The organism is Herbiconiux aconitum (assembly GCF_024979235.1).
In the GTDB taxonomy this organism is placed as follows: domain Bacteria; phylum Actinomycetota; class Actinomycetes; order Actinomycetales; family Microbacteriaceae; genus Herbiconiux; species Herbiconiux aconitum.
Map to the genome: position 1 here is coordinate 917,948 of NZ_JANLCM010000001.1, position 14,839 is coordinate 932,786.

The 14,839-nt window shown below is 67.7% G+C and carries 14 protein-coding genes; 4 read left to right on the forward strand and 10 right to left on the reverse strand.

Annotation, left to right across the window (positions count from 1 at the left end):
• Position 1 precedes the first annotated feature (1 nt).
• Positions 2–337, forward strand: coding sequence for a metal-sensitive transcriptional regulator (locus N1027_RS04120; RefSeq protein WP_259507899.1), 336 nt, complete (start codon positions 2–4; stop codon positions 335–337).
• A 58-nt stretch (positions 338–395) separates the two neighbouring features.
• A complete protein-coding gene (locus N1027_RS04125) occupies positions 396–632 on the forward strand; it encodes a hypothetical protein (RefSeq protein ID WP_259505472.1) in 237 nt (78 codons plus the stop codon).
• A 42-nt stretch (positions 633–674) separates the two neighbouring features.
• Here the strand turns inward: N1027_RS04125 and N1027_RS04130 are convergent, their stop codons facing one another.
• Positions 675–1,415, reverse strand: a complete 741-nt coding sequence (locus tag N1027_RS04130) for a DNA alkylation repair protein (RefSeq protein WP_259505474.1) — start codon at positions 1,413–1,415, stop codon at positions 675–677.
• 130 nt (positions 1,416–1,545) lie between these two features.
• Between N1027_RS04130 and N1027_RS04135 the strand changes: the two genes are divergently transcribed.
• Entirely contained in the window at positions 1,546–2,217 is a 672-nt protein-coding gene (locus N1027_RS04135; RefSeq protein ID WP_259505476.1) for a DedA family protein, read from the forward strand.
• 59 nt (positions 2,218–2,276) lie between these two features.
• Here the strand turns inward: N1027_RS04135 and N1027_RS04140 are convergent, their stop codons facing one another.
• From N1027_RS04140 to N1027_RS04150, 3 genes are all read right to left on the reverse strand, one after another.
• Complete coding sequence (locus tag N1027_RS04140; RefSeq protein ID WP_259505478.1) at positions 2,277–2,924, reverse strand: cell wall-binding repeat-containing protein; 648 nt, start codon at positions 2,922–2,924, stop codon at positions 2,277–2,279.
• 3 nt (positions 2,925–2,927) lie between these two features.
• On the reverse strand, positions 2,928–4,193 hold the full coding sequence (locus N1027_RS04145) for a cell wall-binding repeat-containing protein (RefSeq protein ID WP_259505480.1): 1,266 nt from the start codon (positions 4,191–4,193) through the stop codon (positions 2,928–2,930).
• A gap of 91 nt (positions 4,194–4,284) precedes the next feature.
• Positions 4,285–6,435 (reverse strand): ATP-dependent Clp protease ATP-binding subunit, encoded by a 2,151-nt coding sequence (locus N1027_RS04150; RefSeq protein WP_259505481.1) that lies wholly within the window; start codon positions 6,433–6,435, stop codon positions 4,285–4,287.
• A 111-nt stretch (positions 6,436–6,546) separates the two neighbouring features.
• Between N1027_RS04150 and mptB the strand changes: the two genes are divergently transcribed.
• Entirely contained in the window at positions 6,547–8,091 is a 1,545-nt protein-coding gene (mptB, locus tag N1027_RS04155; RefSeq protein WP_259505483.1) for a polyprenol phosphomannose-dependent alpha 1,6 mannosyltransferase MptB, read from the forward strand.
• 42 nt (positions 8,092–8,133) lie between these two features.
• On the opposite strand, the gene N1027_RS04160 is transcribed toward mptB, so the two are convergent.
• From N1027_RS04160 to N1027_RS04185, 6 genes are all read right to left on the reverse strand, one after another.
• The gene (locus tag N1027_RS04160; RefSeq protein WP_259505484.1) at positions 8,134–9,279 is read right to left on the reverse strand and encodes a class I SAM-dependent methyltransferase; all 1,146 of its coding nucleotides are present in this window, start codon (positions 9,277–9,279) and stop codon (positions 8,134–8,136) included.
• Between the two features lie 26 nt (positions 9,280–9,305).
• On the reverse strand, positions 9,306–9,731 hold the full coding sequence (locus N1027_RS04165) for a heat shock protein transcriptional repressor HspR (RefSeq protein ID WP_259505485.1): 426 nt from the start codon (positions 9,729–9,731) through the stop codon (positions 9,306–9,308).
• A gap of 78 nt (positions 9,732–9,809) precedes the next feature.
• Positions 9,810–10,793, reverse strand: a complete 984-nt coding sequence (locus N1027_RS04170) for a DnaJ C-terminal domain-containing protein (RefSeq protein ID WP_259505487.1) — start codon at positions 10,791–10,793, stop codon at positions 9,810–9,812.
• Positions 10,786–11,442: a nucleotide exchange factor GrpE gene (locus tag N1027_RS04175; protein WP_259505489.1), complete on the reverse strand. Its 657-nt coding sequence runs from the start codon at positions 11,440–11,442 to the stop codon at positions 10,786–10,788. Before N1027_RS04175 ends, N1027_RS04170 begins: the two co-directional genes overlap by 8 nt.
• 4 nt (positions 11,443–11,446) lie before the next feature.
• A complete protein-coding gene (dnaK, locus tag N1027_RS04180; RefSeq protein ID WP_259505491.1) occupies positions 11,447–13,318 on the reverse strand; it encodes a molecular chaperone DnaK in 1,872 nt (623 codons plus the stop codon).
• A 154-nt stretch (positions 13,319–13,472) separates the two neighbouring features.
• The gene (locus N1027_RS04185; protein WP_259505493.1) at positions 13,473–14,768 is read right to left on the reverse strand and encodes a S1C family serine protease; all 1,296 of its coding nucleotides are present in this window, start codon (positions 14,766–14,768) and stop codon (positions 13,473–13,475) included.
• Positions 14,769–14,839: the final 71 nt, after the last annotated feature.

Here is a 14,839-nt window from a genome sequence, read left to right on the forward strand (position 1 = left end):
GATGGAAACGGATGCACCCCCCGGCGACCACGCGCCCGCCGAGCACGAGCACGCCTCGCACGGCTACATCACGAACAAGGACGACTACCTCAAACGTTTGCGCCGCATCGAAGGCCAGGCGCGGGGCCTGCAGAACATGGTGGCCGACGAGAAGTACTGCATCGACATCCTGACGCAGGTCTCGGCGATGACGAGCGCCCTCGAATCCGTGGCGCTCGGACTGCTGAACGACCACCTCAACCACTGCGTCGTCGAGGCAGTGGCCGAGGGCGGCGATGTCGCGCAGGCGAAGCTCAAAGAGGCGTCGGATGCGATCGCGCGGCTGGTGCGGTCGTAGGGCTGTCTTGGGCGTCAGGTCGTCGTAGAATTCGTGACACCTGAACGAAGGAGATGCAATGGAGCATCGAATCGAACTCCGCCACTGGCTCTTCGGCCTCGGCATCGTGGCCATCGTGCTCGGGGCCGTGGCGTCGGTGTTCGCCGCCGACCCGGCCCACGAGGGATTCGCGACCGCGGGCGTTCTCTCGGTCGCGGGCGGACTCTGCGCCGGTTTCGGGGCGCTGTGCCTGCTGGCCGGAACGGTCGCCTGGGCCGTCGCGATCGAGGTCGAGGAGCCGGCGCCGAAGGTCTGAGCCGCGGGGCTGACCTCCTCCTCAGCCTCTGTGCGGAAGGGGTCAGCGGAGCGCTCGGTACTGCGCCCGCTCCTCCGGGGTGAGGTGCTCGCAGGCGTAGCTGAGCATGGTGCGCGGCATGCGTGCGGCGTACTCGTCGAGAAAGCCGGTGAGCAGCAACCGATCGACGCGTTTGCCGACCTCGCGGAGCATCCAGCCCACCGCCTTGTGCATCAGGTCGTGCCGATCGTCGAGCAGGAGGGGTGCGATCTGGAGCGTGGTCGAGGCGTCGCCGCCCCGGATGAACGCGAAGGTCGCGAGCACTCCCACCCGTCGTTCCCAGAGCACGTCGCTGCGCACGAACTCGAAGAGCAGGTCGCGTGGTTTGTCGAGCAGCCACTGGCCGAGGATCTGGTCGGCCGAGGAGTCGACGAGATCCCAGTTGTTGACCCGCCCGCGTCGCACGGCCGCGAGATACTGCTCGACGGCGGCGGCTTCGATCGACGGATCGGCCGTGCGGGATGCGCGGGCCCGGTCGAAGCGGGCGCGCAGCAGAAAGAGCGCGGCCAGCCGGTGCTCGTGCACGGGGCTGTCGAGCAGGATGTCGATGGCCGCCGGATCGATGCCCGGGAAGGCCTTCGCCACCTTTCGGGTCGCGGGCACGCGCACTCCGATGAACACGTCGCCCTCGCCGTACTGCCCCGGCCCGGTCTTGAAGAACCCGCCCAGGAACTCGGCATCCCCCGCGTCGGCGACCGCCGCGAGCGCTTCGACCACGGCTCCCGCTTGCTGCTCCGCATCCACACGCCAACGCTACTCCGCACCGAATCGCCAGAATCCGACGGAATGGTCGCTGGGGTAGCGGCGTGTTTTGGCGATTCGGGCGCGCGCGAACGCTCAGGGGCGGCTCAGGCGGCATCCGTAGCGTGGGGGCATGAGCGCAGGGGTGAGCGTCAGTGTCGGCACGCGCGAAAGCGGCGGCGGAAGTGGTTTGGGGGCGGTCGGCGACTGGGTGGTGGGCCTGATGGAGACGTTCGGTGCCGCTGGCGCCGGTCTCGCGGTCTTCGCCGAGAACCTGTTTCCGCCGATCCCGAGCGAAGTGATCCTGCCGCTCGCCGGATTCACCGCCAGCCGGGGCGAACTCGACCTCGTGGCCGCCATCGTGTTCACCACGCTCGGGTCACTCCTCGGCGCGTTCACTCTCTACGGCTTGGGCGCCTGGCTCGGCCGAGACCGGATGCGCCGACTGGCCCGCCGCATTCCACTCGTCGACGTGCAAGACGTCGACCGCACCGAAGACTGGTTCACCCGACACGGAAGCAAGGCGATTTTCTTCGGCCGATTGGTGCCCATCTTCCGCAGCTTCATCTCGATCCCAGCCGGCATCGAACGGATGCCACTCCTGAAGTTCGGGCTGTTGACAGTGGCCGGGAGCCTCATCTGGAACACCACGTTGATTCTCGCGGGCTACTTCCTCGGCGAGCAGTGGCACGTCGTGGAAGAGTACGCGGGCATCCTGCAGTGGGTCGTCATCGCCGCCGTGGTGGCCGCAGTCGCCTGGTTCGCGTTCTCCCGCATCCGCAAGCACCGAGCCGGCGTCCGCTGACCCGCACCGGCGTGCGCTGCGCCGCGCAGGCCAGCGCTGAGCAAGAAAACAATTCGCGCTCAGCGGCAGGCCGTCAGCTTCTCGACCTCGCCGTTCAGGGTGAGCGGCCCCCCGTAGAGGGTGACCTTCCGGGTGGTGCCGCCCGCGATCAGGTCGACCACAGGCTGAGGCACGCAGTCGGGATGCACGAGGAGCACCGGCGCGTCGTTCAGCCCGGCACCGACACCACCGGCCAGAGCATCGGGGAACGTCGCGCCACTGGCCAGGTAGACCAACCGCGACGTGGGCCCGGTGAACGCGTCGCGCACGATCGCTTGCGAGACCTCGTAGCGGTCTGCACCGCCGAGGCGCTGCACGGTGGCTACGGTTCGGATCTGCGTCTCGATGCCTGTGCTGACCGAATTGGGCCCGCCCGCGATCTTCACCGACTTGCCCGCGCCCGCGAACCTGCCGATTATCGCCATCTCCGCGGCCGACAGACTCGCGGCCGATCCGTTGACCAGCAACGTCGCGGAATCGAGGTGTGTGGCCGCCGCCGTGCTCGACAGCGCATCGGGGAAGTTGCCACCGTTCGCGACGTAAAGGGTCGGAGAGTCGTCTCGGGCAAGATCACCGATGAGCAGGGCACGAGAGACGGCGTATCGGTCTGCGCCCTCGACCCGCTCGACGGTCGCCGCAGGCACGGCGGCCTTGATCGAATCCAGCACCGCCTACGACACCGACGCCGGCCCAGCGACGATGATCACCCGCCGCGGAGTCAACCGCATGAGCTCGCTCTTGGTGCTTCCGGGCAAGGTCGCTCGGGCGGTCAACAACACGGGCGCCGTGTGCGCAGCGGCGATCGGCCCCGCGCTCAACGCATCAGCAAAGGTCTCGCCGCTGACCACGAAGACGGTGTTGTCGCCCCCGCTGTAGTCACTCGCCTTGGAGATGTTGGCGGCGAGCTCGTACCGATCCGCGCCGCCGACACGTTCGACATCCGGAGCCTGGGTGTCGATCCGAACCACTTTGCCCGACCACCGTTCGGCGGACCAGATGTAGCGCCCCTCGGTGACCGTCATGCCGGACAATCCGCTGTCTGCTTTCGGTACCGCGTACTCCGCCTGCTCCGACGCCGTGACCCAGCCGATCGTGTTCGTCCCGGCGTCGGCGAACCATGTGGCGCCGTTCAGCGCGGCGACCCCGGTGATCTCCGTCCGATCACCGACGACCCTCGCGCTCTGCAGGTCTGTCGCCGATCGGGAGAATTCGAAGACACCCTCGTTCGTCGTCGTGAGCCCTCGAACGGTTCCTGCGTCAAGACCGGTGAGTTGGAGGTCTTTCACTCCTCGCAGGTTGACGGCCACCGGGTTCTCACCGTTCTGGTCGAGCGCCCAGGTATCGCCCCTGTCGTCGACGACCCATACCTGGTTGCCGATGCCAGTCACCACCACCGGTGAGGTGGTCCCGGTGAAGGCGAGTTCGTCGATGTGCCCGGTGAGTTCGTTCAACCGGCCGAGGTGCTTCGTGGATTCGGCGAAGAAGACGAGATCTCCGCTGTCGTAGACCGAGGCCGGATAGGAGAAGGGCGTCGGGATGAGAAACTCTGCCGGTGTCGCCGCAGCGGTCACATGAGCGATCGCGTTGCCGCTCAGTTCGGTCGCCCACACGCCTCCGGCTCCGTCTGTGGCAAGGCTCGAAGGCGACTCCGCGAGCGCGACGGAACGCATCGGATTTCCCGCCTTGTCGAGTTGCACGACCTTCTTCGACGTGAAAAGGGCGACCCAGACCGAACCATCGGCGCCCGCGACCACGTCGATGGGATTTGCGCCCGTCGAATCGAACTCCGCCACCCTCGATCCCGCATTCAGCGGTTCGATGACGGCTTCAGGAGAGGACGCATGTGCGATCGACCCCGCACCGAAGGGCACTCCGGCGACGATGGCGAGCACCGCCCCGAAAGCGCAGACGCCGACAATGAAACGCGGATGCCGCATGACGAACCTCTCTCACCGCCGACGATCGGCGATTTCAAGACTGCACGTCACACCCCCGTGGGCAGCGCGAGTACTTTCTACTCAAGAGTCGCTACGCCGCCCCCACCGTCAACCCGTCACCGTCGGGCGCCACATCGACACGCACCGTGTCGCCGTCGCGCACGGCACCCGAGAGCAGGGCGGTCGCGAGTTGGTCGTCGATCTCGTGCTGCATCAGGCGCCGCAGCGGCCGCGCACCGTAGATCGGGTCGTAGCCGCGCTCAGCAAGCCAGGTGCGCGCATCCGGTGTCACCGCGAGCATCAGACGCCGCTGCGCGAGGCGGCGCGAGAGGCGGTCGACGTAGAGCGAGACGATCTGGGCCAGATCTTCTTCGGTGAGGGTCTGGAAAATCACGATGTCGTCGAGCCGGTTCACGAACTCGGGCTTGAAGGCCTGGCGAACCATGCCCTGCACGGCCGCCTCCTTCTCGTCCAGCGACAACGTCGGGTCGACCAAGAACTGCGACCCGAGGTTCGACGTGAGGATGAGGATGGTATTGCGGAAGTCGACCGTGCGACCCTGCCCGTCGGTCAGCCGCCCGTCGTCGAGCACCTGCAGCAGCACGTCGAAGACCTCCGAGTGCGCTTTCTCGACCTCGTCGAGGAGGATCACCGAGTAGGGCCGCCGCCGCACCGCCTCGGTGAGCTGACCACCCTGCTCATAGCCGATGTAGCCGGGAGGGGCACCGAGCAGCCGGGCCACCGAGTGCTTCTCGCCGTACTCCGACATGTCGATGCGCACCAGCGCCTTCTCGTCGTCGAACAGGAACTCCGCGAGCGCCTTCGCGAGCTCGGTCTTGCCCACGCCGGTCGGGCCGAGGAAGAGGAACGACCCGGTGGGCCGATCCGCGTCGGCGATGCCCGCGCGCGAGCGGCGCACCGCATCCGCCACCGCGTGCACGGCCCGCTTCTGGCCGATCAGCCGCTTTCCGAGCTCTGCCTCGAGGTTCAGCAGCTTCTCGGTCTCTCCCTGGGTGAGCCGGGCAAGCGGGATGCCGGTCCAGGCGGCGATCACGGCGGCGATGTCGTCGCTCGTGACCTGGTCGTTGACCATCCGTTCGCCCTGCTCCTCCGACTCCTCGTCGCGCTCGGCCTCGGCCAGCGTGCGCTCGAGCACCGGGATCTCGCCGTAGAGCAGCCGGGAGGCCCGCTCGAGGTCGCCCTCACGCTGCGCGCGCTCGGCCTGCATGCGTGCCCGGTCGAGCTTCTCCTTCAGTTCGCCCACGCGGTTGAGGGCGGCGCGCTCGCGATCCCAGCGCTCCTGCAACTCGGCCAGAGTCGCCGTGCGCGTGCGAAGAGTCTCGCGCAGCGCGGCGAGGCGCTCCTTGGAGGCGTCGTCCTTCTCCTTCTTCAGCGCCAACTCCTCCAGACGGAGGCGGTCGACGCCGCGCCGCAGCTCGTCGATCTCGACGGGCGCCGAGTCGATCTCCATCCGGAGCCGAGACGCGGCCTCGTCGATCAGGTCGATCGCTTTGTCGGGCAGCTGTCGACCCGGGATGTACCGGTTCGACAGCGATGCGGCGGCGATCAGCGCCGAGTCGGCGATGGCCACCTTGTGGTGCGCCTCGTAGCGCTCCTTGAGCCCGCGCAGAATAGCGACCGTGTCTTCGACCGACGGCTCCCCCACGAACACCTGCTGGAAACGTCGCTCCATCGCGGCATCCTTCTCCACGAACTCGCGGTACTCGTCGAGCGTCGTCGCCCCGATCAGCCGCAGTTCACCGCGGGCGAGCATGGGCTTCAGCATGTTGGATGCCGCCACTGAACCCTCACCGCCGCCCGCGCCCATCAGGGTGTGCAGCTCGTCGATGAACGTGATGATCTGGCCGTCGGCGTCGTTGATCTCCTTCAGCACCGCCTTCAGCCGCTCTTCGAACTCGCCGCGGTACTTCGCCCCCGCAACCAGCGCCGCCAGGTCGAGCGAGACGAGCTGCTTGCCCTTCAGCGACTCAGCGACGTCTCCCGCCACGATCCGCTGGGCGAGACCCTCGACCACGGCAGTCTTGCCGACGCCGGGCTCGCCGATGAGCACGGGATTGTTCTTGGTGCGCCGCGTCAGCACCTGGCTGACCCGCCGGATCTCGGCGTCACGCCCGATCACAGGGTCGAGTTTGCCGCTCGCCGCGATCTCGGTGAGGTTCACGCCGTACTGCTCGAGGGCGCTCTTCTGCTCCTCGCCGTTCTGATTGGGCTGATTGGCCATTCTCGAGACTTCCCCTTCAAAGTTGAGTTGACGTGGCTCAAGTTTAGCAGAACGGCCGTTCTCGCACCACTGGTACGACAGCCATTCAACTCGGCGTGATAAGACGTAATCGTGCATGTCCTTTCTCCACGCGTGCGTCTGCTGCTCGGAGTCATCGGTTCCGTGAGCATCGCCATCGGGTCGTTGGGCGTCGGCTGGCTCGGACCAGCGTCTGTGCTCCGGAGCTGGGCCGTGTTCGAATTGCTGCGCAACTCACGCGGCGCGGCCACCCTGAGCGGACTGCTCGTCGTGGTCGGCGCGTTGCTGCTGCTCGCCGCCTGGGTGTCCCTCGGCGTCTCCCTGCTCGAACGACGGTCCTCGCGCGGCAGCACCCTTCCGGCGTCGGCGGAAGCACCGCGCGAATCGGATGCGAGCCGCACCTCGATGCAGGTTCGCGAGGTCGCGATCGCGGCGACCGCGTGGAGCATCCCGCTCCTGTTCACCCTCCCCCTGTTCAGCCGCGACATGTTCGCCTATGTCGGCCAAGGCCGGCTGATGGCGGCAGGTCTCAACCCCTACACCACCGGCATGGCCGACCTCCCCGGCTGGTTCGGCCTCGGTGTCGACCCGCTCTGGGCCGACACCCAGACCCCCTACGGACCGGTCTTCGTCTGGCTCGAGAAGATCGTCGTGATGTCGACGGATGCTCTTCCTCCCGAGGTCGCGATCGGCGCCTTCCGCTTCCTGGCCGTCGTGGGCCTCGCGATGCTGGCGTTCTACGCCTGGCGGATCGCGCGGCTCCGAGGGCTCAACCAGGCCGGCGTGCTCTGGATCGTGGCCGCCAGCCCGCTCGTGCTCATGAACTTCGTGGTGGCCGGCCACAACGACTCCCTGATGCTCGGCTTCATCGTCGCGGGTGTCTACTATGCGCTGAAAGACCGCCCGCTCCTCGGCACGGTCTTCGTGGCACTCGCCATCGGCGTCAAACCGATCGCGCTCATCGCCCTGCCGATCATCGGCCTGATCTGGGCCGGTTCGAATGTCGGCTGGGCCGCGATCATCCGCCGGTGGAGCGCGGTGGCCGCCGTCGGCATCGGCGGTGTGGTGCTTCTGGGCTGGGGCATCGGCGTCGGCGTCGGCTGGATCGGCGCGCTCGCCACCCCGGTCACGATCTCGTCGTGGTATGCCCCCGCGAACATCCTCGGCATCAGCATCGGCGGCCTCGCGAACGGGCTCGGGCTATCGGGCGACGCCGCGCAGGTGGCCGTGAAGATGGTGCTGCTGGCTGCGGGATGCGCGGCCGCCGTCTACCTGCTCGTCACGAAGCGGCGCGCTGATCCCTTGTGGCTGCTCGGCAGTTGCTTCGCCGTGATCGTGATCGCGTCTCCCGTCATCCACCCGTGGTACGGGTTGTGGATGCTCACCCTGCTCGCCCTCATCGGGGTTGACCGGCTGTGGCGCATCCGCACCGTGCTCTACGCCACCGCGTTCTTCATGCTGATCGGGCTGGCCGAGCCGATGGATCTCATCCCGCGCCTGGAGCCCGACACGATGATCCCGGTCGCCGTCATCGGCACGGCCATCATCGGGGTGGCCGCGGTGCTGATATCGGCCGAGATGGTGACCCGGCGCACGGTCGCCGTGCGCGGGCTGCGAGTTCCGTCGATCTCGAACTGAGGCCGGCGACCGGGCTCGCCGCGGAGACTCGACGTGTATGCCTCAGCGCCCGGTCGACACCATCACGGTGAACTTCGGATTGCGGTCGACCTGACGGGTCGGCCCGACCGCCCGCTGCAGCGCCGCGCGGTAGGAGAGGTGCGAGTTGAACACGGTCCAGAGCTCGCCGCCGGGCCGGAGCACCCGGCCCGCGGCCTCGAACAACTTCAGCGCGATGCCCGCGTGCACCGTCGATCCGACGTGGAAGGGCGGATTCAGAACGATGAGGTCGGCACTGTTGTCGTCGAAGTCGCCGAGGGCGTCGTCGCGCACCACGTCGACGCGGTCGGCGAGGCCGTTGGCTTGCATTGTCTCCCGCGCTGAGTCGACGGCGGCCTCCGACTGATCGGTGGCGATGACCCGCAACCCGCGCTCGCCCCGGTCGCGCGCCAGCAGGGCGGCGAGCACGCCGGTGCCGCAGCCGAGGTCGATCGCCGTGTGCGCATCCGGTGCCATCTCACCGAGATGATCGATCAGCAGGCGCGTGCCGATGTCGATCTTCGTGCCGGCGAAGGCGTTGCCGGATGCGCAGACCCAGAGATCGAGGTCGGCGTGGAATTCGCGCCGGTGCAGTGCCACGCCGACCCCGTCGCGGGGGCGCCGCGCGACCAGAACGCGCGACTTCTGGCGAGCGAGCGAGGCGCTCACGTCGTCGAACGAGGCACTGAGCACCTCGTTCATCGCCGGCGTCATGTGCTTCACACGGCCGCCGGCGTACACCACGACCGACGGATCGGCGTAGCCGGCGATGGCGCGGGCGATGTCGTCGAGCGCGGCGAGGCTGCGGGGCAGCTGCACGAGCACGACGGTGGCCCCCTCGAGCAGCTCGCGGCCGAGGGGGTGGTTGGTGTAGCGGCCGGTGAGGTCGACGTCGACGACCCGCCGGGCGTTGGCGGCGAGCGCGAGCTCGCTCGACCGGGCGTCTTGGTGCACCCGGATGCCGTGCAGGTCGAGCACTGCGGCGGCACCGAGTGTGAGGGCGCCGTAGTTGTCGCCGATCACCGCGACCGTGCCGGGATGCCCGACGGTGTCGTCGAGGGCGGCCGCCGCTTCGTCGAGGATGAGGCGGTCGCTCGCGTCGACCGCGAACAGGTTGTCGGCTTCGATGTCGGGCGCGCGCCGCAGGGCGTCGAAGGAGAACTCTGTCACGCGTCAACCGTACGCGGTGCCGCGGCTCACTCGGGCCGGTCGGGCTGCCAGATCACGAGTTCGGTGCGGCGCTGGGTGCGGGTGCCGTGCTTCAGCGAGATGACCTCGCCCTCCACGCCGGCGGCGAAGACGCGGCGACCCGGCCGGTTGAGCAACTCGTCGGCCAGAGCCGATTCGAGTTCGCGCACGCGGGCGCCGAGTTCGACGACCTGATCCTCGAGCTGCAGGATGCGCGCGATTCCCTCGAGCGACACACCCTCCGACGAGAGGCGGGCGACCTCGCGCAACTGCATGACGTTGCGCATCGAATAGCGGCGCGACTTGCCGGCCGTGCGCGTGGGGCTCACGAGCCCCAGCCGGTCGTATTGCCGCAGGGTCTGCGGGTGCATCCCCGCGAGTTCGGCGGCGACCGCGATCGCGAAAAGGGGCGAGTTCTCATCCACGTCGCTCATGTCTCGCTCCCTTCTCTCGAACTCTTTCCGCCAACCGCCCCATCACTCAGGGTTGGGACGGTTGGCGGCCAGTACTGCTTACTCCCGCGCCTTGGCGAGGAGCTCGGTGCGGGGGTTCTCGGCGGGTTCCACGGAGTGGAACGCTTCGAGGGCCTCGCGTTGCGCCGCCGAGAGATGACTCGGCACCGCCACCTGCACCACCGCGAGCAGGTCGCCCTTGCCCTTGGAGGACTCCACGCCGCGCCCCTTGACGCGCAGCACACGGCCCGACGGAGTGCCGGCGGCGACCTTCAACTTCACCGGAGGCCCACCGAGCGTCGGCACCTCGATGGTGGCTCCGAGCGTCGCCTCCACGAACGTGACGGGCACGTTGACGCGGAGATTCAGTCCGTCGCGCTCGAACACCGGATGCTTGCGCACCGATACCGTGAGCACGATGTCGCCGGGCTCGCCGCCGTCGGGCGAAGGTTCGCCCTTGCCGCGCAGCTTGATCTTCTGCTGGTCGGCCACGCCGGCCGGGATCTTCACCGTGATCGGCTTGCCATCCGCTGTCTGCAGCTTGATGGTGTCGCCCTTGACCGCGGTGATGAAGTCGATCGTGGTGCGCGCCGTGACATCCCGGCCTCGAGTGGGGCCGTAGGCGCCGAAGCCCCCACCGCCGCCGCGCCCGAACATACCGCCCAGAATGTCGTCGAAGCCGCCCGGAGCCTGCTGGTAGCTGTAGCTCTGACCGCGAGCACCGCCGCCGCCCTGGCCGAACATGCCGCCGAAGACGTCTTCGAAACCACCGCCCTGGCCTCCGCCGCCCGCCGTGAAGCGAGCGCCGGAGCCCATGGCGCGGATCTGGTCGTACTCTTTGCGCTGCTCGGTGTCGGAGAGCACCGAGTAGGCCTCGCTGATCTCCTTGAACCGGGCCTCGGCTTTGGCGTCGCCCTGGTTCGAGTCGGGATGGTACTGCCGGGCCAGTTTGCGATAAGCCTTCTTGAGATCGGCGTCGGAGATCTCTTTCGACACCCCGAGCACCTTGTAGAAGTCTTTGTCGAACCAGTCCTGGCTAGCCATTGGGCACCGCCACTACGACCTTCGCGGCGCGTAGCAGCGTTGACCCGAGGTAATACCCGGATTCGACCACGTCAGCGATCGTGGGCGTCTCGACGTCGGCGCTCGGCTGCTGGAAGATCGCCTCATGCACCTGCGGGTCGAACTCCTCGCCCGCTGCGGCGAAAGGCTTGAGGCCCACCCGCTCGACGTTGGAGCGCAGCTTCGTCGCGATGGCCGCGAAGGGGCCGCCCTCGGTGAGGTCGCCGTGCTTCTCGGCCCGGTCGAGGTCGTCGAGCACCGGAAGCAACACCTTCACGACCTCGCCGACCGCGCGCTCGCGCTCGATCTCGCGGTTGGCCTCGGTGCGCTTGCGGTAGTTGGCGTACTCCGCGGTCACACGCTGCAGATCGGCGAGCCGCTCCGCAGCCAGTTCGTCGGCCGACGTCTGGCCCGAGAGGAACGAGAGATCGGCATCGGTCAACGTGGTCTCCACATCCGGTCCTTCAGCCTGGATGAAGCCCGAGTCGGGAGCGCCCTCAGGCGCCCCCGACTCCGCAGCAGGCTGACGAACCTGACCGGTCTCGGGGTCGATGCGCCGCTTGTCGCGGATGATCGGCTCCTCGGGGCCCTCGGAATCGTCTCCGGGGCGACCGTTCTTGTCGTCAGTCATGAATTCAGTTGTCCTTCTTGGGCTCGTCTTCGTCTTCGACGACCTCGGCGTCGACCACGTCGTCATCCGAAGACGACGACTCGGTCGGCTCCTCTGCGCCCGCCTCGGGCGCAGCAGCGTCGGCCTGAGCAGAAGCATAGATCGCCTGGCCCAGCTTCTGCTGGCTCTCGTTGAGCTTGTCGAACGCGGTCTTCACGGCGTCGTCGTCTTCACCCGCGAGAGCGGACTTCAGAGCGTCGACGTCGGCCTGCACCTCGGACTTCACGTCGTCGGGCAGTTTGTCGTCGTTGTCCTTGATGAGCTTGTCGGTCGAGTACGCGAGCGTCTCGGCCTGGTTGCGCACCTCGGCGGCCTCGCGGCGCTTCTTGTCTTCGGCGGCGTGCTCCTCGGCCTCGCGCACCATGCGGTCGATGTCTTCCTTCGGCAGCGACGAGCCGCCGGTGATGGTCATCGACTGCTCCTTGCCCGTGCCCTTGTCTTTGGCGGACACGTGCACGATGCCGTTGGCGTCGATGTCGAAGGTGACCTCGACCTGCGGGATGCCACGGGGTGCCGGAGCGATGCCGGTGAGCTCGAACGTTCCCAGGTTCTTGTTGTCGCGGGTGAACTCGCGCTCGCCCTGGAAGACCTGGATGGCAACCGACGGCTGGTTGTCGTCGGCCGTGGTGAAGGTCTCGCTGCGCTTGGTGGGGATGGCCGTGTTGCGCTCGATGAGCTTGGTCATGATGCCACCCTTGGTCTCGATGCCGAGGGAGAGCGGGGTGACGTCGATGAGGAGGACGTCTTTGCGCTCGCCCTTCAGCACACCGGCCTGCAGGGCGGCGCCGACGGCGACGACCTCATCCGGGTTGACGCCCTTGTTGGGCTCCTTGCCACCGGTGAGCTTCTTGACGAGCTCGACGACGGCCGGCATCCGGGTCGATCCACCGACCAGCACGACGTGAGCGATGTCGTTCACCGACACGCCCGCCTCGGCGATGACGTCTTTGAAGGGCTTCTCGGTGCGGGCCAGCAGGTCTTTGGTCAGCTCCTCGAACTTCGCGCGGGTGAGCGTGACGTCGAGGTTGGCCGGGCCGTTCTCGGTGAGCGAGAGGTAGGGCAGCGTGATGCTGGCCGACATGCCCGAGGAGAGCTCCTTCTTGGCCTGCTCCGCGGCCTCCTTGAGACGCTGGAGGGCGATCTTGTCCTTCGAGACATCGACGCCGGTGGTGTCCTTGAACTGCTTGATCAGGTATTCGACGACCCGCTGGTCCCAGTCGTCGCCACCGAGGCGGTTGTCGCCGGCGGTCGAACGCACCTGGATGGTGCTGAAGTCGTCGTCTTTTCCGACCTCGAGGAGCGAGACGTCGAAGGTTCCGCCACCGAGGTCGAAGACCAGGATGAGCTCGTCTTCTTTACCCTTGTCGAGGCCGTAGGCGAGCGCGGCCGCGGTGGGCTCGTTGATGATGCGCAGAACATTGAGGCCCGCGATCTCACCGGCCTCCTTGGTGGCCTGGCGCTCGGAGTCGTTGAAGTAGGCGGGAACGGTGACGACAGCATCGGTCACCGTGTCGCCGAGGTAGCTCTCGGCGTCGCGCTTCAGCTTGGCCAGGATGCGGGCCGAGATCTCCTGCGGCGTGTACTTCTTGCCGTCGACATCGGCCTTCCAGTCGGTGCCGATGTGGCGCTTCACGCTGGAGATGGTGCGGTCGACGTTGGTGACGGCCTGCCGCTTGGCGGTCTCACCGACGAGAACCTCGCCGTCTTTCGTGAATGCGACCACCGACGGTGTGGTGCGGAATCCCTCCGCGTTCGCGATGACGGTGGGCTCTCCACCCTCGAGCACGGCGACCACCGAGTTGGTGGTTCCGAGGTCGATGCCTACTGCACGAGCCATATCGGCTGTTCTCCTTCTGTTGTCTTACCTGATTAGCGAAAAGTCTGCCAAGACTTGAGCCTTGTGGGTTCAAGTTTTCCAGGCCGACTGTCGCAAGTCAAGTTTTCACAGCAAAAGTTGAGTTAGCTCGGCTCAAGTTTGCTTCTACGTCGTTTTACGCAGCAGGCCCCGCCACCAGGTGGAGAGTCGCCTCCTGGGAGACGCCGGAGGCATCGGTCCACGCGAGGGTGATCTGCTCGCCCGGCTCCATCCCGGCCAGAAGTGCCGAGAGCTGGTCGCCGGATGCGACGGCCGTGCCGTTCACGCTGGTGACGGTGTCGCCGGCGGCGAGTCCCGCATCCTCGGCCGGGGTCCCGGCGACGACGCCGGCCACGACCGCTCCGCTCGCGCCCGTGCGGCTCGAGCCCACCTCGACGCCCAGGAAGCCCGGGTAACCGATCTGGATGGTGTCGGTCTCGGCGCCCTGGTTGATCTGCGCGGCGATGTCGAGAGCCGTCGAGATCGGGATCGCGAACCCGGTGACCTGGGGTGAACCCGACGAGGAGGCGGCGGTGTCGATGCCCACGACCTCGCCGTCGGAATCGAGCAACGGGCCGCCGGAGTCACCGGACACGATGTCGGCGTCGACCTGGATCAGGCCCGTCAGGTTCTCTCCGTCGGTTCCACTCTCGCTCTGGGCGGTGATGCTCTGGCCGGTCGCCGTGACCGTACCCATGGCGGCGACGAGGTCGCCCGTGCCTTCCGCGTTGCCGACCGCCGTCACCGCGTCGCCGGTCTGAGCGGCGTCGTCGGTGTCGAGCTGCGCTGTGCCGAGGTCGGATGCCCCCTGCAGCTGCAGCAGGGCGACGTCGTGCGTCGCATCCGTTCCGACCACCGTCGCTTTATAGCTCTGCCCGGTGCTCTCATCGGTGACCTCGGTCGCCGTCGAGCCTTCGACCACGTGGTTGTTGGTGAGAATCAGTCCGTCAGGGGTTAGCACGATTCCCGTGCCGGCCGAGCGGGCGTTCTGGTAGGTGAGGTCGGACACGATGGTGACGACGCCGGTGGACTGCCCCGCCGTCGCGGGCACCGCATCCGTCGCCGACGAGGTGCGGGCGCCACCACGCGTCTGGGACGGGTTGAACCCGTGAGTGCCGTAGGGGCTCCGCGCGCTCGAGCCGCTCTGGCCACTCGAGCCGCTCTGTCCACTCTGGGCGCTGCCGTTCGGCGAGTGCCCCCAGTTCAGCACGATTGATGCGCCGTTGCCGCCTGTGCCATGGGCGAGCGACGACGACGGCTGGGCGGCTGCGAACGCGGCACCGGTGACGCCGAGCCCGGTGATCAGAGCGAGCCCGGCGGCGCCTGCGAGGAGCGCCGTGCGACCGCGGCGCGACAGAGTGCGCTGAGACGCATGGTGCGGATCGGTCGAAGCGGAGGTGGCGGGGCCGGAGTCGGGGCTCGAGTCGTTCATGGGGTGTCCTAGCTGAGAGTGGATGCGCATTGCGGCGCTCATCCATCACAGCGCGCCCGGTCGCATCGAGC